This window comes from Paenochrobactrum pullorum (genome assembly GCF_041929845.1).
In the GTDB taxonomy this organism is placed as follows: domain Bacteria; phylum Pseudomonadota; class Alphaproteobacteria; order Rhizobiales; family Rhizobiaceae; genus Paenochrobactrum; species Paenochrobactrum pullorum.
On the sequence record NZ_JBHEEH010000012.1, the window covers coordinates 1 to 17,380 of the forward strand.

Below are 17,380 nucleotides of genomic sequence, written 5' to 3' on the forward strand. Positions count from 1 at the left end.
CGCGGGGTGGAGCAGCCCGGTAGCTCGTCAGGCTCATAACCTGAAGGCCGCAGGTTCAAATCCTGCCCCCGCAACCAAAAAAATATCACTAAATCAGACGATTATAGAAAAGCTCCAATCTCCATGATTGGAGCTTTTTGCATTCTGGGGGCAGAGTAGGGGCATTAAATCTAAACACCAATCAACACACCCCAAATAAAGCCTGAGCAGGCTTGGCCTGAAATGATCTGTGCAGCTTTGTCGTGTTTTAGTACGACTATTCGGCTAAGCAACGCTGATATGGAGATTGCCCCCTTGGCAGCCTATGAGACGATTGTGATCATTTTGATAACATGAGGCACGGGGCTGCGGCGGCAAAAATTAAAAAATTCATGGCCTGCACAGGGGGCAGTCCTATGCATAGAGCAGATGTCTGTTTGTGTATGTGATGATCGGCCTGCCATTGGCATGCAAAATGGCGACGCGATTATAAGACCCCTCATAGCCCAGAATGACAGAGTGAGCAGGCAGCTGCTTCACCGTGCGCTTTTGTTTGCAAGGTTTGCCGATAATGGGAAAGGCGTTGATGAAACTCCGATGCCATTAACATTCAATGTTATTCATCTTCATTGCGGTAAACTAGAAGCGAAAAACACTGAAATGGCTTATTAACCGTTGTTTGTTTAATACCAGTCAGATTTGTGTGGCGTATAATTTTTATTTATTATCTGTTTAGGATAATTTATAATATTAATTAGATGGCAAGAAAGCAGGAAATGTTTGAGAATGTTTCATAGCAAAATAATATTGAGTATAATGATAGCATTCTCAGCCTCAATGACTACACAATCAGCAATTGCTGAATCATTCGAACGTATTTTATTCAATGGTAAGATTTTTACGGCAGATTCAGCACAGCCCTTTGCCCGGGCAATGGCGATTAAGGATGGCTACATCTTTGCTGTTGGTTCTGATGAAGAAATATTGACTTATAAATCTGCAGATACTGAATTGCTGGACTTACAAAATAAGCTGGTTCTTCCTGGTCTGATTGATGCGCATAGTCATGCCATTATTGGTGCGCTTGCTGAGCTTTCCCCTAATTTACATGATGAAGAGATCGATTTAGTTACTCTCAAGCAGCGCATAGATGGCTGGTTCGAGCAGGCGAGAGATGTGCGTAACCAGCCTTTTGTGGTCTTTGGTGCAAATCCGGCACTATGGAGCGATCCACAAATTTTGGCAGATATTTTTAATAACAACATCTGGAAAAAACAGCCATTATTGCTGATGGGCTCAGATCTGCACACGGCATGGGCAAATGGAGCGATGCTTAACACAGCCAGTATTGATGATGTTTATGTTCAAAATCTTGCTGATCATCAACGTCATATCATTGGTGTGAATTCAAAAGGCGCACCCGATGGTGTGCTTGTTGATGCCGGTGTTGATTTGGTGACGGTGCATCTGCCCAAGCCGGATGATGCGATGCTTTTGAAGGCTGCCCAATATGCAGTCCATATGAATAATAGTTACGGGATTACCGGTTGGATGGATCCTGCCGCCAATGCCGGTCCGGGCGAAGCTTTATTTTCCCGCAAACCTGCGAGTCTCGGGACAGGGATATTGCCTGCATATAAGCTATTGGCTGAGAAGGGGCAGTTGACGGCTCACGTTGCAGCTTTATTGGTGGCAAGTCCGTTGAGTGATGCAGCTGATCTTGATCGATTGGATATAGTGCGTCAGAAATTTGCAGCAGTGCCCAATCTGTCAATGCCCGGTATAAAAATATTCGCAGATGGGGTGCTTGAATTTCCGGCACAAAGTGCAGCCTTGCTTAGTCATTATAAAAACTCAGGCAAGCAAGGTGAAATGCTGTTGACGGAGGAGGGATTGAAAGCCCTCGTAGATGCTGCAGATGAAAAAGGGTTATTGGTCCATATTCATGCTTTGGGTGATCGTGCAGTAAAACAATCGCTGGACGCTTTTGAAGTCGCGCGGCAAAAGCGTGATAGCGGTATTGCGCATTCAATTACCCATTTGCAACTGGTTGATCCAAATGATTATCCACGCTTTGCGGTGTTAAATATTATGCCGGTCATGCAATTGCATTGGGCAGAGATGGATAATTATTTGCTCGATTTGGTTAAACCTTTTATCAACGATAGTGATTTTTGGCGGCAATATCCTGCACGGTCGCTGCAAAAAAACGGTGCTGTTATCGCCGGAGCAAGTGATTGGCCAATTTCAACGGCTAATCCGTGGGAGGCTATGCATCATGCCATGACCAGAGAAGGGCCGGATGGTGGTCTTAATAAAGCTGAACGTCTAGATCTCAATACGATGTTGTTAGCCTATACTATTCATGCAGCCAAAGCGGTGGGTATAGAGGATAAAACAGGCAGTCTGGTAAAAGGAAAACAGGCTGATTTTATTATCGTTGACAGGAATATTTTTGACGTCCCACATGATGAAGTTAAAAATACAAAAGTTTTGCAAACATATTTTTTAGGTAAATTAGTATATAATTTGAATTGATTATTTTGGATAAATCAAGGCGAATTTTTACTCGTATTCTGTATGTCTTGGTGTATTCAGGCTAAGAGTCGAGGGGATTAAAAATCGTTAAGAATAATAGTAATTGCGTAATTCATCAGTAGTTACGTTTTGGTGCCTCGTTGAGAGATTGAAATCCTTGTGCTACTTCCGTCTAGGCTAAGATTTTGATTTAAGGAAATTGACAATGAAGCTCTATTATAAAGCTGGTGCCTGCTCTCTAGCGCCACATATCACTTTATGCGAAACCGGGCTGGATTATAAATTAGAAGCTGTTGACCTCAAAGAAAAGAAGACAGAAACAGGTTCTGATTACTTGGCTATTAACCCGCGCGGTGCAGTTCCTGCATTGGAAGTTGCCTCTGGTGTTGTTGTCACGCAAAATGCAGCTATTTTGCAATATATTGGTGAACATTCAGATATCACTGCTTTCAAGCCGGCTTATGGCTCATTAGAACGCGCACGTTTGCAGGAAGCCTTGGGCTTTTGCTCTGATCTGCATAATGCTTTTGGACGTCTTTTCGCACCTCATCTGAGTACAGATGACAAAGCACAGGCGGTAGCAGGTGTTAACCGTCGTATGGCGCAGTTCGAAGCGATGTTAACGGACAATCAGGACTATTGGTTGGGTAGCAATGTGAGCCAAGCTGATATTTATGCGGCCGTTGTTATAAATTGGAAGGGTGTTTTGCAGCTCGATTTGAGTGCATATCCTAAAGCAATTGCGCTTTATGAGCGTGTTTTCGCGCGTCCTGCTGCTCAAAAGGCTTTGAGAGAAGAGGGATTGATATAATATCAGCACGGGCGCAATGTTTCATTGTGCCCGTTTATTATTGTGCTTAAATGTTATCTGATACAAATTTATTGCAGGTTGGTTATGGATGAAAGTATGCAAATTGCTAATTGCAGTCTGTTTGCTGGTTTCAGTGGTTTTTGTTGGCGTTCTTATTCATGATGGTGCTTTACGTGTAGCAAGAGATAAAGGGGGGCTGGATGAAGCCATTCTTGTCTTATTACTCATTATATTCTTGCCACCGGTTGCTATTTTAACCCTTACAAAAATAATCATGGCTCTTAATCGTTACTTTAAACCTTAAAATGGACATGAATGGAAATCGGTCTGTCCTCAGTTGCATAGCATAGGTTTATCTCATGATTTCTATCAGACCGGCCGTTTCTAATGATAATCAAACATTGCAGAAACTTTTCGAACAGTTGGGTTATCAAACACAGTGTGAGAATATTAGACGGCGGTTAAGTGAAAAAAACTGCTTATGAAATCATTCTTGTTGCCAGTACTGATGAAGAGATTTGCGGCGTGGTGGTTTTAAACTTTATTACGCCGATGCATGAAGATGGTTGCTGGGGTGTTATTTCAGCTCTTGTTGTTGATGAAATCAAGCGTGGTGCAGGCATCGGACATAGATTGCTTGCGGAGGCAGAAGCGGCAGCAAAAGCGAATGGTTGTTCGAAAATAGAACTGGCCAGCAGCATGAAAAGAGAGCGGGCGCATAAATTTTATGAAAACCACGGCTATGAAGAAAAACGCAAGCGTTACATTAAGCTTTTAATCAGCCCGTAATTACATAAATTATTGCATGAAGTAATCAGATGGCCGATGGCCGAAGTTACGTTTGAAGGCATTGGTAAAAGCGCTCACACTTTGATAACCACAGTCCAACGCTACCGATAAAATAGTTTTGCCTTCTGCAATAGCAGGCAGGGCAGCGAGAAGGCGTGCTTGTTGATGCCATCGCCCGAATGTCATGCCGGTTGCTTGTTCGAAATGGCGCATAAAACTGCGTCTGCTCATTCCAACGGATGAAGCTGCTGTTTCGAGAGGCAGATTAATATCGGGTGTCTGTTGAATTTTTAAACAAAGTGCCTGTAAGCGAGGCTCTGCGGGCATTGGCAAATTGAACGGCTCAGTTGGTAAAAATGTCAATTCTTCCAGCGCGAGATTACTGAGCATTTCGGTAAATTGCGTGAATGACTGGTCATTTAATTCTACTAATCTTAAAATTAGTTCCCGCAGTAAATTAGACACTTCGACTACACCAGCAATATCAGGTAAGCGGCCAGTGGCGTAAGGTCTGATGAAAAGACTGCGAAATTTAACGGCACCATAACTGCGGGTTGTGTGGGAAACCATAGAAGGTATCCAGATTGCACGATTGGGCGGTGCAATCCAGGTGCCACTTGCCGTGGTGACTATCACCACACCTGATTTAGCATAAATCAATTGGCCGTCAGCATGGCTATGCGGGGGGCCTGAAAATGCACTTTCATCTTGGGCAATCGCGTAAACTGAATGTGTATGCGGGAATCGATACTCAATGACCATTTTGATTGTTCTGACGAAGCTTGGCGCTTCGAAGGATAGTGCGTGCTTCAGACTTCCTCTTATTCTTCGACTTAGCTGCGATCGTCGGGCCTGACGGCACCCTGCGGTCGTAGTCTGCCGTCTGTTTTACAGTTTGAAGAGACTGGCTCGTGCCAGCATTAGAGGAATTACTTTCGTGTTGTTTAATCCTGATAGCAAATATCGTCCTTTTGTTTCACCTATTTCTTTGCCGGCTCGACAATGGCCTGAGCGCCGTTTGTCGCAAGCGCCTATCTGGGTATCGACGGATTTGCGCGATGGAAATCAGGCACTTGCAGATCCAATGAATGTGGATAAAAAAATGCGGTTTTACCGCATGCTGCTTGAAATTGGCTTCAAGGAAATTGAGGTTGCTTTTCCGTCCGCATCGCAAACGGAATTTAATTTTGTACGGCGATTGATTGAAGAAGATTTGATCCCTCATGATGTGACCATTCAGGTGTTGACTCAGTCACGCGTTGATTTGATTGAACGAACATTTGAATCTTTGCGGGGCGCTAAACAGGCTATTGTCCATCTTTATAATGCGACAGCTCCGTTATTTCGGCGCGTTGTTTTCAAAATGGAGAAACAAGAAATAATTGACTTGGCCGTTAGTGGTGTGACGGCGATGCTTGAACAAAGCAAAAAGCAACCCGATATACGGTGGATATTTGAATATTCGCCTGAGACTTTCTGTTTTACAGAACCGGAATTCGCTTTGGAAATTTGCGAAAGAGTGCTGGATGTCTGGCAGCCGACACCTGAAAATAAAGTTATTTTAAATCTTCCGGCCACAGTGGAAGTCGCAATGCCAAATGTTTATGCTGATCAGATCGAATGGTTTTGTCGACATCTATCCTGTCGCGATAGTGTGATTATCAGCGTACACCCGCATAATGATCGTGGCACAGCGGTTGCCGCTACTGAGCAGGCTTTGCTGGCTGGCGCTGACCGTGTGGAGGGTTGTCTTTTCGGCAATGGCGAGCGCACAGGGAATGTTGACCTTGTTACTCTGGCATTGAATTTTTATACACAAGGGATTGATCCCAAGCTTTATTTTCCAGAAATGCGTTCGGTTGTACGAACCGTTGAATATTGCAATGCATTGCCGGTACATCCGCGGCATCCTTATGCCGGAGAGTTGGTTCATACCGCATTTTCCGGCTCGCATCAGGATGCTATTCGTAAAGGTTTTGCGGCGCATGAAAGCCGCAATGATAGTATTTGGGAAATGCCTTATCTGCCGCTGGACCCTAAAGATATTGGCGAAAGTTATGAAGCGGTCATCCGCGTTAACAGCCAGTCCGGTAAAGGCGGTGTCGCATGGGTGCTTGAACAGGATCGGGGATTGAAATTGCCGCGGCAATTGCAAATTGATTTCAGCCGCCGGGTTCAGGACTATGCTGATGCGACAGGCAAAGAAACCACCGCAGAAATTATCTGGTCTTTGTTTAATGAGCTTTACCATTTAGATCAGAATAAAAGCTTTGAGTTGCTGACTTATAAAGACAGCAGTTTGGGACGTGCCGGCGAGGCACGGATTTTTTCGGGACGGATCATGCATCAAGGTCAGGAAGTGACTATTACGGGACGTGGGAATGGTTTGATATCAAGTGCCGTTTCAGCCTTGCAGGATGCGTTTGACTTAGGGGTGGATGTTATTGATTATCATGAGCATTCGTTGAAAAAAGGAACATTTGCGCAAGCAGCCGCCTATATTGAATGTCGCTTACCCGATGGAAAGAAAGTTTTTGGTGTCGGTATTGATGACGATGTCACAACGGCTTCAGTTCGGGCGGTGTTAAGTGCGGCAGCAAATGCCATCCACTAAAGCTGAGCGCTCTATACTTTAAGCCATAGTCTTGCCTTGAAACGCCCGCACACGATGCAAGCGTTTTGAGGCAGACATGAATATATGGCTTTGTCAAAGATGAAAATCTAAGCTTCTTATTATAATTTTTGATAATGATGAATGACAAGCTGGCGGAGAGAGCGGGATTCGAACCCGCGAGACGGTTCCCCGCCTACACACTTTCCAGGCGTGCGCCTTCAACCACTCGGCCACCTCTCCGCAGAATATTTCATGCATGACATCAAGTTCATGAGAAATAAGAACCTGTAATTCTAAAGACTGTGGTTGATTGTCAAATCACTGGTTCGGCGCGGAATATAGCTGGAATGCGTCAGTAATCAACCGTTAATTTCAGGAATTTGAAAGAATGTTTTTCTTCAGCAGCAAATGCTTTAATAAAGACCGAAAAAGCTGCAAATAGCTAGTTTTACAAGTGTTTTAGCCATAGGGCACGGGATGTGGAAAGGTTTGTTTAGAACTTTGATAATCACGTGATGATAGTTTTAAGCTCAAAATCTGCTTAATTGTTATTGAAGGCAAGGTAATGATTTTGTGCGGGAAAATTGAATGCTGATGATTCTGGCAGTCTTAAACAGGCTTTTTTTGCTATGTTCGGTTTTGTTTTTATTATGCGGTATAGGCGTTGCAATAGTTGATGCTGCTCGTTCCATCGGCAGTTCACTGCTGGTTTTTACATCGCTGCATGATCTTTTATCTGAGTGGCAGGGCGATGCTGGACAGTTCTTTGGAGATGCTCAACCGCAGGGATTAGCTGATATGGCGCTTGAGCAGTTTTTCGATTTGCCGGTGCTTGCAATTTTTATGGCACTGGCGCTGCTCTTATACTTGGTGTCTTATATCTTCAAAACAAATTGATTTCGCATCTTGGGTTAAATGATGCGTTTTTAATTATTATATCAAGCTGTAAAGCCTAAGCCTATACGGAGAGCTAAAATGACTTTGTCTGACCGCTATCGTCTGAAAACCGAGTTTCCGACTGCTGATACAGCTCTTAAAGGGCGCAGTGAACCGATTGCGACCGCCGACAAGCATTATATAACAGGTCGTTCCTTGCATGGTGATTGGCCGCAAAACATGAAAAAGGTCATGTTCGGTATGGGGTGTTTCTGGGGTGTTGAGCGCCTGTTCTGGCAAGTACCTGGGGTGTATGTAACGGCTGCAGGCTATGCGGGTGGTTTCACACCAAACCCGACCTATGAAGAAACCTGCACGGGACTAACCGGACATAATGAAGTGGTTCTGGTGGTTTATGATCCGGCTATCGTCAGTTTAGATGCCTTGTTGAAAATGTTCTGGGAAGAACATGATCCGACCCAAGGTATGCGACAGGGTAACGATATCGGTACGACTTATCGTTCCGGTATTTATACTTTTTCTGACGATGATAAGGCTTTGGCGGAAAAGACCCGTGATGACTATCAGCAAGCACTGACGGCTAAAGGTCTGGGGTCGATTACCACTGAAATTTTAGATGCGCCGGCCTTTTATTATGCTGAAGATTATCATCAGCAATATCTGGCGAAAAATCCCGGTGGTTATTGCGGTTTGCGCGGCACCGGCGTGTCTTGCTTTATTTAAAACAAGCGGGAAATCAGGCTGCTTAAGCCCCATTTTACCAATGGGGCGGCCTGGTCACCGGAATGTCCGGTTGGGTTTGCTCTTCAAGTTCTAAAAAGCGGGTGGTGAGCGCACTGAGTTTGGCGCGCAGGTGGTCGATGACTTTCCACTGTTCTGCAATCTCGCCGGAAAGATCCTCGATGATTTTATCCTGTTCGGTAATCCGGATTTCAAGTTCGGTCAGACGCGTTTCATGAGACATCGGTTTTACGGTTCTTTTTTAACAGGTGGTCATAAAGAATCACCGGCTGTTACACCGGTGATTTTGATTTAGACAATGCAGTCGATTATTTGGTGCCGTACATACGGTCACCGGCATCACCAACGCCTGGTACGATATAACCTTTTTCATCAAGGTGATCATCAATAGCGGCAGTGAAAATCGGCACGTCCGGATGAGCTTTGGTGAAACGCTCAATCCCTTCTTTCGCGGCAATCAGGCAAAGGAAACGGATATTGGTGGCGCCGCGTTCTTTCAGCTTGTCAATTGCTGCAATTGCCGAATTGGCTGTAGCGAGCATAGGGTCAACCACAATGATCAGGCGATTGACGATATCCTCCGGTGCTTTGAAATAATATTCAACCGGCTGAAGGGTTTCGTGATCGCGGTAAAGGCCGATATGTGCCACGCGCGCAGCCGGCACCAGATCAAGCATACCTTCAAGCAGACCGTTGCCCGCACGCAGGATAGACGCGAAAACAAGTTTCTTGCCTTCCAGAATCGGTGCCTCCATCGGTGCCAAAGGCGTTTCGATCGGCATCGTTGTCATTTCAAGGTCGCGTGTTACTTCATAGCAAAGCAACAAGGACGTTTCTTTCAGCAGGCGGCGAAAGCTTGCTGTGGAGGTTTCACGCTTGCGCATGATGGTAAGCTTGTGCTGGACAAGCGGGTGGCTGATAACTGTAACGCCCATGATCGTTCCGCTGTTTCTATAATCTGATGCTTAATGAATAGGACATTATTGCGCTATATGCTATGTGAAAACATTTTAAAAAAGCGCAAACACAGATTTATGAGCTGTTTCTACGCTTGTAACATCCTGTGCAAGCTTTATATGCGTATGATGAGAACGGCTTTGACGCGGAAGCGGACAAATGTCATTTCAGGACGGCGTCAATATGCACTATATTGCACCGCGAATTGAACAGACAGGACAAGCTATGAGCCAGCATGATGGCAATATGGATCGGGTAGGCGCAACAGGCGGTATGGAAAGCTCTTTCGGTTTTCGTCAGGTTGACGAAACGGCCAAGCAGGAACTCGTCAATGATGTTTTCCATAAAGTTGCCAAACGCTATGATGTGATGAACGATCTGATGTCGGCCGGTATGCATCGTGTGTGGAAAGATGCGATGATTGCATGGTTGGCACCGTCAAAACGTGCAGGATGGCGTTCATTGGACGTAGCTGGGGGCACCGGTGATATTGCTTTTCGCATCGTTGAAGCATCCCGCAGACAGGCTCATGTCACGGTGCTGGATATTAACGGCTCGATGCTGGGTGTCGGGCGTGAGCGCGCCATTAAAAAAGGCTTGATCGACAATCTTGATTTTGTTGAAGCCAATGCGGAAGAATTGCCGTTTGAGGATAATTCATTCGATGCTTACACCATTGCTTTCGGCATTCGCAATGTGCCGCATATTGATAAGGCGCTCTCGGAAGCTTACCGGGTCTTAAAACCGGGCGGCCGTTTTATGTGCCTTGAATTCTCCGAAGTTGAAATGCCGATTTTGGACAAGGTTTATGACCAGTGGTCATTCCATGCCATTCCTAAAATTGGACAAATGATTACGGGTGACGCGGATTCTTACAGCTATCTGGTTGAATCAATCCGCAAATTTCCGTCACAGAAAGATTTCGGCACGATGATTGAGCAAGCCGGATTTGAGCGCGTCAGCTGGCGTAATTTCACCGGAGGCATTGCCGCTCTCCATTCTGGCTGGAAGCTTTAAAATAGTTGGCAGATATGAAAAATATTTCTGCCGCGCTGCGGCTGATGCGTGCAGGTTGGATATTGACCCGTGAGGGCGTGATCGGGGCAATGCCCGTTGATGATTTGCAAGGTTTGCCGAAATTCGGGCACAAGCTTGCCAAAGCCTTCGCGCGCCCCAGGGCCCGCAATATGGAACGCTCTGAGCGTATTTCCCGCGCGATGAACAAGCTTGGCCCGTCTTATGTCAAGCTTGGCCAGTTTTTGGCAACACGTCCTGATATTGTCGGGCGTGATATCGCCGCTGATCTGGAGCTTTTGCAGGATAAACTCGATTTTTTCCCGATAAGTGAGGCTGAAAAAGCCATTGAAAACTCGTTGGGACGTCCGGTCAGTAATCTATATGAACGCTTTGATGCGCCGATTGCAGCAGCTTCTATGGCGCAGGTGCATCCAGCATATATCGTTAAAAACGAAAGCTCACAAAAGGTAGCGGTTAAAGTAATCCGCCCCGGTGTGCGTCAGCGTTTTGCACGTGACCTTGCCAGTTTTTTTATGGTTGCGCGGATGCAGGAACATTATGTGCCGGCAACACGTCGTCTGCGTCCTGTTGAAATTGCCGAAACTCTGGCGCAGAGTACCCGCATTGAGATGGATTTGCGGCTTGAGGCAGCCGCGCTATCCGAGATTGCCGAGAATATTAAAGATGATACGGGCTTTCGTGTCCCAACGGTTGATTGGGAACGCACTGGCCGTGATGTTTTGACGCTTGAATGGATTAACGGCATTAAAGTGTCGGATGTCGATGCGCTGCGTGCGTCTGGTTTTGATTTGAAAAAAATAGCCGAAACGCTGATCCAGTCTTTCTTGCGCCATACATTGCGTGATGGTTTTTTCCATGCCGATATGCATCCGGGCAATTTGTTTGTTGACCCTAAGGGCACGATCGTCGCGGTGGATTTTGGTATCACCGGTCGCTTGAATAAAAAGCAGCGCCGTTTTTTGGCCGAAATTCTTTATGGCTTCATTACCCGCGATTATATGCGGGTGGCGGCTGTGCATTTTGAGGCCGGTTATGTGCCGCATACACATGACATGGCAAGTTTTGCCCAAGCGATTCGTGCGATTGGCGAACCTATTCATGGCCAGCCTGCCGAAACCATTTCAATGGCGAAACTGTTGACGTTGCTGTTTGAAGTGACCGAATTATTCGACATGGAAACGCGGCCAGAATTGCTGATGCTGCAAAAAACCATGGTGGTGGTGGAAGGTGTATCGCGCACGCTTGATCCGCATTTCAATATGTGGAAATCGGCAGAGCCGGTAGTTGGTGGATGGATCCGCAAGAATTTAGGCCCTCAAGGCATGTTGGGCGATGCCAAGGAAACCGGTCAGGCATTGCTACATTTCATGCGTGAAGCGCCGGAACTTATCCAACGCTCGGAGCGCGCAAGCATTGCCCTTGATGATATGGTAGCTAATGGTCTGCGCTTTGATGCGGCGACAGCTGAGGCTATTGGGCGGGCGGAAGCCTATCATAATCGTTGGGGCAGGCGGGCACTGGTGGTGATCGCCATTGCTTTTGTGGTGATCGCGGTTAAACTTTTTATTGATTAGAGATCAACGATTTGATGCGGTAAGGTGGTGTTTTTATGAGCAAATCTGGCGGTAAACATACGACATTCGGTATTGCTGCCTCATTGCAAGGCAAACGCATTTTGCTGATTATCAGCGGCGGTATTGCAGCTTATAAGACACCGGATTTGATCCGTCGTTTGCGGGAGCGTGGCGCGCATATACGCCCGCTCATGACACGTGCAGCCCAAGAATTTGTTACGCCGCTTACTATTGGTGCGGTTTCTGCCGATCATGTCTATACCGATCTTTTCTCGCGTGAAGACGAGCAGGATATCGGCCATATTCGTTTGGCACGCGATGCCGACCTGATAGTGGTCGCGCCTGCAACCGCTGATCTGATGGCCAAAATGGCGCATGGTTTGGCAGATGATTTGGCAAGTGCTGTTCTGTTGGCGCGTAAAATTCCGGTTTTGGTCGCGCCTGCGATGAATCCGGCGATGTGGGATAATCCGGCAAGTCAACGCAACCGCGAATTTTTAAAACAAGACGGTGTGCATTTCATCGGCCCTGAACGCGGTGAAATGGCGGAAAGCGGCGAGACCGGTCTTGGCCGTATGAGCGAACCCTTGGCAATTGTTGCGGCAATTGAAGCGCTGCTTATGCCGCGTGATCTGCCGCTCAAAGGCAAAAAAATCATTATTACATCGGGGCCGACGCATGAGCCGATTGACCCGGTGCGCTATATTGCCAACCGCTCATCCGGCAAACAAGGGCATGCGATTGCGCGCGAATTAGCGCTCCTTGGTGCGGATGTGCAACTTGTTTCCGGCCCTGTAACAATTGCTGATCCGGCTGGGGTCAATGTCACTCATGTGGAAACTGCACGTGAAATGCAGGAGGCCGTTGAAGCATTATTGCCGGCTGATGCGGCAGTGATGGTGGCAGCGGTTGCGGATTGGCGTACTGAGAATGTTGCAGATCAAAAAATTAAAAAGCAGACGGCTGAAACCGCGCCTTCATTAAAAATGACTGAAAACCCCGATATATTGGCGGGTATTGGCCATCATGCAAAACGTCCGCAGTTGGTAGTTGGATTTGCAGCTGAAACGCAAGATTTGCTCGAAAACGCCCGCAAAAAGCTTGCTAAAAAAGGTGCAGACTGGATTGTTGCCAATGATGTGACGCAAGAAAACGGTGTCAGCATTATGGGCGGGGATGATAATCACGTTTCGCTGGTCAGTCATGAGGGTGTGGATGAGTGGCCATTTTTGAGTAAAGATGAAGTGGCAAAACTGCTTGCAGAGAAAATTGCCAAAGCTCTGAATTGAGACCGGTTCGCGGTAATAATTGCTTAAAAATAGTGCAGCTGATTTTTTCAGCGCCTTATTTTTAGGCGATGTATTTTTCATGATTCGATGAATTATCATTGAGCAGATTTTTATACATCATTTTCGCCATTGAAATTTTATGATTTTTTTTAATTAAAATCAGTATTTTAATATTTTTCTTTATGCTTTTTAGCATTATTTTTATCAATTGGCACAAAAACTGCTTTTTCTCTCACTGAGCCAAAGGAGCTTCGCCTTTCGCGAAACCTCCGGAAGACAGTGGAGATTTTGATGCATAATTTTTTAAAGCCCAGACTATCACTTCTTTACAATATGACGCTTATTCGGGTGATGTTGGTGGCTTTGGCTACCTTATTAGCTAATAAAGCAATGGCGCAAGATATATCGTCAGTTGCAGATACGGGCGATACGGCTTGGATGCTGACAGCGACTGTACTGGTTTTAATGATGACAATACCCGGAGTGGCATTGTTTTATGGCGGTATGGTGCGGCGCAAAAATGTGTTGGCGACGACCATGCAGAGCTTTGCGATTGCCTGCGTTGCGTCGGTATGCTGGATGGTGGCGGGTTATTCACTGGCCTTTAGTGATGGCGGGGCTGCCAATGCTTTTATCGGCGGCTTGTCGAATACGTTTTTTGCGGGTGTAACACCAGATTCACTCACAGGCACAATTCCCGAATATGTTTTCATCACATTCCAGATGACCTTTGCCATTATCACACCGGCACTGATTGCGGGAGCATTTGCGGAGCGGATGAAATTTTCCGCTTTATTGATTTTCACGGTTTTATGGCTCTTCATCGTTTATGTGCCGGTGGCGCATTGGGTATGGGGCGGCGGCTTTCTGGGTGGCGATGGCGTTTTGGATTTTGCCGGTGGCACGGTGGTGCATATCAATTCAGGTGTCGCAGGACTCGTTGTGGCACTGATGATCGGTAAACGCGACGGTTATGGTCAGGTCAATATGGCACCGCATAATCTGGTTTACTCATTAATTGGTGCTTCTTTGTTGTGGGTTGGTTGGTTCGGCTTCAATGCAGGCTCTGCCGGCGGGGCAAACGGCATTGCAGCTGTTGCTATGATCAATACACAGATTGCGGCTGCGGGGGCAGCGTTAAGCTGGATGGTTGTCGAGTGGCTTATCAACAAGCGACCAAGTGTGCTGGGGATTATTTCCGGGGCGGTAGCAGGTCTTGTCGGTGTTACACCGGCTGCGGGTTTTGTTAATCCGGCGGGCGCGCTGATGATTGGCTTAGCCTCAGGTGCTGGTTGTTATTTCGCGGCCGTAAAACTTAAGCACTGGCTTGGCTATGATGACAGTCTGGATGCTTTTGGTGTGCATGGCGTCGGCGGGATTATTGGTGCGATTTTAACCGGTGTCTTTGCCGATGCCGCCATTAATCCCCTTTCAGAAGGGGCAACGGTTTTCAAACAACTCTATGGTGTTGCAGTTACGATGCTCTATACGGCCGTGATGACAGCTTTGATCGTCGTAATGATGCGGATGTTTATGGAATTGCGTGTGTCCAAAGCCACGGAAATTGAAGGCCTTGACATCAACCTGCACGGTGAAACTGTGCACTCATAATTAACCCGAACAGCCGCAGAGGGGGCTGCCGCGTAACCGGTTCTGTCAGATCATCCATAGAAGATGACAACAGAATCCGGTTACGCGGAATTGTTTATTTGGCGCTTGCACGCACCTGATAATCTTTCACTTCTTCAAAACGGATGGCTTTCCAGCGCTCAGCTTCATAATTGAGCGAGAAAGTATTTTGCGCCATATAAACCGGATCATTATCCAGATCATGGGCAATATCGGCACGATGCGCTGCGATGAAGCGGTCAACCTCTGCCGGATCATCAGCAGTAATCCAGCGGCAGATTGAAAAGCGCGACATTTCAAAGCCAACCGGCAATGAATATTCAATTTTCAAACGTTCGGTCAGAACGTCGATCTGCAATGCACCAACCACACCCACAATAGCAGGCGAGCCATCATCAGGGGTGAAAAGCTGCACCACGCCTTCTTCCGCCATCTGCTGCAAGGCTTCACGCAGTTTTTTGGCTTTCATGGCATCATCAAGGCGTACACGACGCAAAATTTCCGGTGCAAAATTCGGTACACCACGGAATAGTAATTCTTCGCCTTCGGTCAGCGTGTCGCCGATACGTAAAGTGCCGTGGTTTGGAATGCCAACCACGTCACCTGCATAAGCTTCATCAGCGATCTGGCGGGAGCGGGCAAAGAAAAACTGCGGCGCGGACAAGCTCATTGGTTTGCCGGTGCGGATGAGTTTTGCCTTCATGCCGCGTGATAATGTACCGGAGCAAACGCGCAAGAATGCAATGCGGTCGCGATGGTTCGGATCCATATTGGCCTGAATCTTGAAAACAAAACCGGTCATTTTCTCTTCTGTGGAACTGACCAGACGGGTGTCGGCCTGTTGGTCACGTGGGGATGGACCATAATCACAGAAAGCTTCAATCAGATCGCGAACGCCGAATTTTTTAAGGGCTGAACCGAAATAAACCGGTGTCATATGACCTTCGCGGAAGGATTGCAGGTCAAATTCACGGCAAACGCCGCGCGCCATTTCAACACTTTCAATCCAGTCTGCACGCTGGTTTTCCGGCAACAATCCGGCCGCGCGCGGATCTTCAGGGCCATCGACTTTCAATGGCTGTTCCTGTGTGTCTTCGCGGCGGATTGTGTCGTTGTGCAGATCATATGTACCGGCAAAGCTTTTGCCCGAGCCAATCGGCCATGTGATCGGTGCTGTGTCGAGCGCCAGTTTCTCTTCGATCTCGTCGAGAATTTCCAGCGGGTCACGCGCTTCGCGGTCCATTTTGTTGATGAATGTGACAATCGGAATATTGCGCATACGGCACACTTCAAACAATTTGAGTGTGCGTGGCTCGATACCGCGCGCTGCGTCAATCACCATGACGGCACTGTCAACGGCAGTTAAAGTGCGATAAGTATCATCAGCAAAATCTTCGTGACCCGGAGTATCGAGAAGATTGAAGATGCAGTCTTTATACTCAAAAGTCATCACTGAGGTGACAACGGAAATGCCGCGGTCACGTTCAATATTCATCCAGTCAGAACGGGTCTGGATACGGTCTTTTTTTGCCTTTACTTCACCGGCAAGCTGAATAGCGCCACCGAAAAGCAACAGTTTTTCTGTCAGCGTTGTTTTACCGGCGTCCGGGTGCGCGATGATTGCGAAAGTACGGCGCTTCGAAGCAGGATGATCAGCAATAGGCATAAAAGGCTCGTTAAACTAGGGCGGGAAATCCCGCAAATAAGGATCAGCATGCAATAATGCGTTTTGCCATAAAGTAAAATCTAAATATGGCGAACGCTGAAAATCGCTGATGGTTCGGTTTTGATGTCGATATATTGAAGCTTGCTTTATCAGCTGTATGACTTTTCGTCGAGGCATAAAAAAACCGCCATGAAAGAGCTTCCATGGCGGTTGTAGGTTGGTTTATTTCTTAGCGATTTTTGATGCCAAGTCCGAAAGCGATAAATGACCAGCCTTGGAAAATCAGGTCAATAGCAAGGAACAGACCTAAAATGAACAAGCTGTTGACTGGCCATTGCAGCGCAATCAATATACCTGTGAGTGCGGTGATAACACCGGCGAAAACCAGCCAGCCCCAACCCGTTGTCGGTTTGGCTTGGACGCCCATCCAAATACGGAAAATGCCGGCGCCGACCAGTGCAATGGCTAGCAGTATGGTCAATACACCCGCTGCAAGAACAGGATTGTTAAAAGTAACAACACCGGCAGCGGTATAAAGCAAACCGCTTAAAAGCCAGAAAAAGAAACCTTTCCAGGTTTTGACATTGAAAGCATGTATGATTTCAATGATACCTGCAATGAGCATCAGCATACCAACATAATAAACCGATACGACTGTTGCGAAGAAGAGATTTCCAAATGCAATGCCGCCCAGAATAAGAAGGGCGACCCCGAGGGCCACAAACCAACCCCATTTTGTTGAAACTTCAGTTTGGTGCAGACTTGTATCGCTTGATGCCATAATGCGCAGCTCCTATGAATGTGAAAGGCGATTTATAGACGTTTATAGCAAATATGAATGCATGCTTTTAATAAATT

General features: G+C 46.8%; 16 protein-coding genes and 2 tRNA genes. 12 read left to right on the forward strand and 6 right to left on the reverse strand.

Going from position 1 to position 17,380, the window contains the following annotated elements; translation table 11 throughout:
* The 5 genes from JNC77_RS13845 (at position 1) to JNC77_RS13865 (ending at position 4,117) form a co-directional block, all read left to right on the forward strand.
* Positions 1-77, forward strand: a tRNA-Met gene (locus tag JNC77_RS13845).
* Between the two features lie 688 nt (positions 78-765).
* Entirely contained in the window at positions 766-2,517 is a 1,752-nt protein-coding gene (locus JNC77_RS13850; RefSeq protein WP_374833501.1) for an amidohydrolase, read from the forward strand.
* Between the two features lie 205 nt (positions 2,518-2,722).
* A complete protein-coding gene (locus tag JNC77_RS13855) occupies positions 2,723-3,328 on the forward strand; it encodes a glutathione binding-like protein (RefSeq protein WP_374833503.1) in 606 nt (201 codons plus the stop codon).
* Positions 3,329-3,416: 88 nt separating this feature from the next.
* Positions 3,417-3,632 carry a hypothetical protein gene (locus JNC77_RS13860; RefSeq protein ID WP_374833505.1) on the forward strand — a complete coding sequence of 72 codons (216 nt, stop codon included), beginning with the start codon at positions 3,417-3,419 and terminating at the stop codon, positions 3,630-3,632.
* A gap of 161 nt (positions 3,633-3,793) precedes the next feature.
* Entirely contained in the window at positions 3,794-4,117 is a 324-nt protein-coding gene (locus JNC77_RS13865) for a GNAT family N-acetyltransferase (RefSeq protein ID WP_374833507.1), read from the forward strand.
* Between the two features lie 9 nt (positions 4,118-4,126).
* Here JNC77_RS13865 and JNC77_RS13870 read toward each other — a convergent pair whose 3' ends face one another.
* The gene (locus JNC77_RS13870; RefSeq protein WP_374833509.1) at positions 4,127-4,879 is read right to left on the reverse strand and encodes an AraC family transcriptional regulator; all 753 of its coding nucleotides are present in this window, start codon (positions 4,877-4,879) and stop codon (positions 4,127-4,129) included.
* 175 nt (positions 4,880-5,054) lie between these two features.
* Here JNC77_RS13870 and leuA point away from each other — a divergent pair, with 175 nt between their 5' ends.
* Positions 5,055-6,731: a 2-isopropylmalate synthase gene (gene leuA / locus JNC77_RS13875; protein ID WP_374833511.1), complete on the forward strand. Its 1,677-nt coding sequence runs from the start codon at positions 5,055-5,057 to the stop codon at positions 6,729-6,731.
* A gap of 150 nt (positions 6,732-6,881) precedes the next feature.
* On the opposite strand, the gene JNC77_RS13880 is transcribed toward leuA, so the two are convergent.
* Positions 6,882-6,971 (reverse strand) — tRNA-Ser (locus JNC77_RS13880).
* Between the two features lie 348 nt (positions 6,972-7,319).
* Between JNC77_RS13880 and JNC77_RS13885 the strand changes: the two genes are divergently transcribed.
* Both JNC77_RS13885 and msrA read left to right on the forward strand, forming a co-directional pair.
* On the forward strand, positions 7,320-7,628 hold the full coding sequence (locus JNC77_RS13885; RefSeq protein ID WP_374833513.1) for a hypothetical protein: 309 nt from the start codon (positions 7,320-7,322) through the stop codon (positions 7,626-7,628).
* A 78-nt stretch (positions 7,629-7,706) separates the two neighbouring features.
* Positions 7,707-8,351, forward strand: coding sequence for a peptide-methionine (S)-S-oxide reductase MsrA (gene msrA / locus JNC77_RS13890; RefSeq protein WP_374833515.1), 645 nt, complete (start codon positions 7,707-7,709; stop codon positions 8,349-8,351).
* 34 nt (positions 8,352-8,385) lie between these two features.
* On the opposite strand, the gene JNC77_RS13895 is transcribed toward msrA, so the two are convergent.
* A complete protein-coding gene (locus tag JNC77_RS13895; RefSeq protein ID WP_374833517.1) occupies positions 8,386-8,592 on the reverse strand; it encodes a SlyX family protein in 207 nt (68 codons plus the stop codon).
* Between the two features lie 85 nt (positions 8,593-8,677).
* Entirely contained in the window at positions 8,678-9,304 is a 627-nt protein-coding gene (upp, locus tag JNC77_RS13900; protein WP_374833519.1) for a uracil phosphoribosyltransferase, read from the reverse strand.
* Positions 9,305-9,551: 247 nt separating this feature from the next.
* Between upp and ubiE the strand changes: the two genes are divergently transcribed.
* From ubiE to JNC77_RS13920, 4 genes are all read left to right on the forward strand, one after another.
* Positions 9,552-10,343, forward strand: a complete 792-nt coding sequence (ubiE, locus tag JNC77_RS13905) for a bifunctional demethylmenaquinone methyltransferase/2-methoxy-6-polyprenyl-1,4-benzoquinol methylase UbiE (RefSeq protein ID WP_374833640.1) — start codon at positions 9,552-9,554, stop codon at positions 10,341-10,343.
* A 14-nt stretch (positions 10,344-10,357) separates the two neighbouring features.
* On the forward strand, positions 10,358-11,938 hold the full coding sequence (gene ubiB / locus JNC77_RS13910) for a 2-polyprenylphenol 6-hydroxylase (protein WP_374833521.1): 1,581 nt from the start codon (positions 10,358-10,360) through the stop codon (positions 11,936-11,938).
* A 35-nt stretch (positions 11,939-11,973) separates the two neighbouring features.
* On the forward strand, positions 11,974-13,227 hold the full coding sequence (coaBC, locus tag JNC77_RS13915; RefSeq protein WP_374833523.1) for a bifunctional phosphopantothenoylcysteine decarboxylase/phosphopantothenate--cysteine ligase CoaBC: 1,254 nt from the start codon (positions 11,974-11,976) through the stop codon (positions 13,225-13,227).
* A 333-nt stretch (positions 13,228-13,560) separates the two neighbouring features.
* Positions 13,561-14,838, forward strand: coding sequence for an ammonium transporter (locus tag JNC77_RS13920; protein WP_374833642.1), 1,278 nt, complete (start codon positions 13,561-13,563; stop codon positions 14,836-14,838).
* Between the two features lie 94 nt (positions 14,839-14,932).
* Here JNC77_RS13920 and JNC77_RS13925 read toward each other — a convergent pair whose 3' ends face one another.
* On the reverse strand, positions 14,933-16,522 hold the full coding sequence (locus JNC77_RS13925; RefSeq protein WP_374833525.1) for a peptide chain release factor 3: 1,590 nt from the start codon (positions 16,520-16,522) through the stop codon (positions 14,933-14,935).
* Between the two features lie 229 nt (positions 16,523-16,751).
* Positions 16,752-17,303 (reverse strand): HdeD family acid-resistance protein, encoded by a 552-nt coding sequence (locus JNC77_RS13930; RefSeq protein ID WP_374833527.1) that lies wholly within the window; start codon positions 17,301-17,303, stop codon positions 16,752-16,754.
* Between the last annotated feature and the right edge of the window lie 77 nt (positions 17,304-17,380).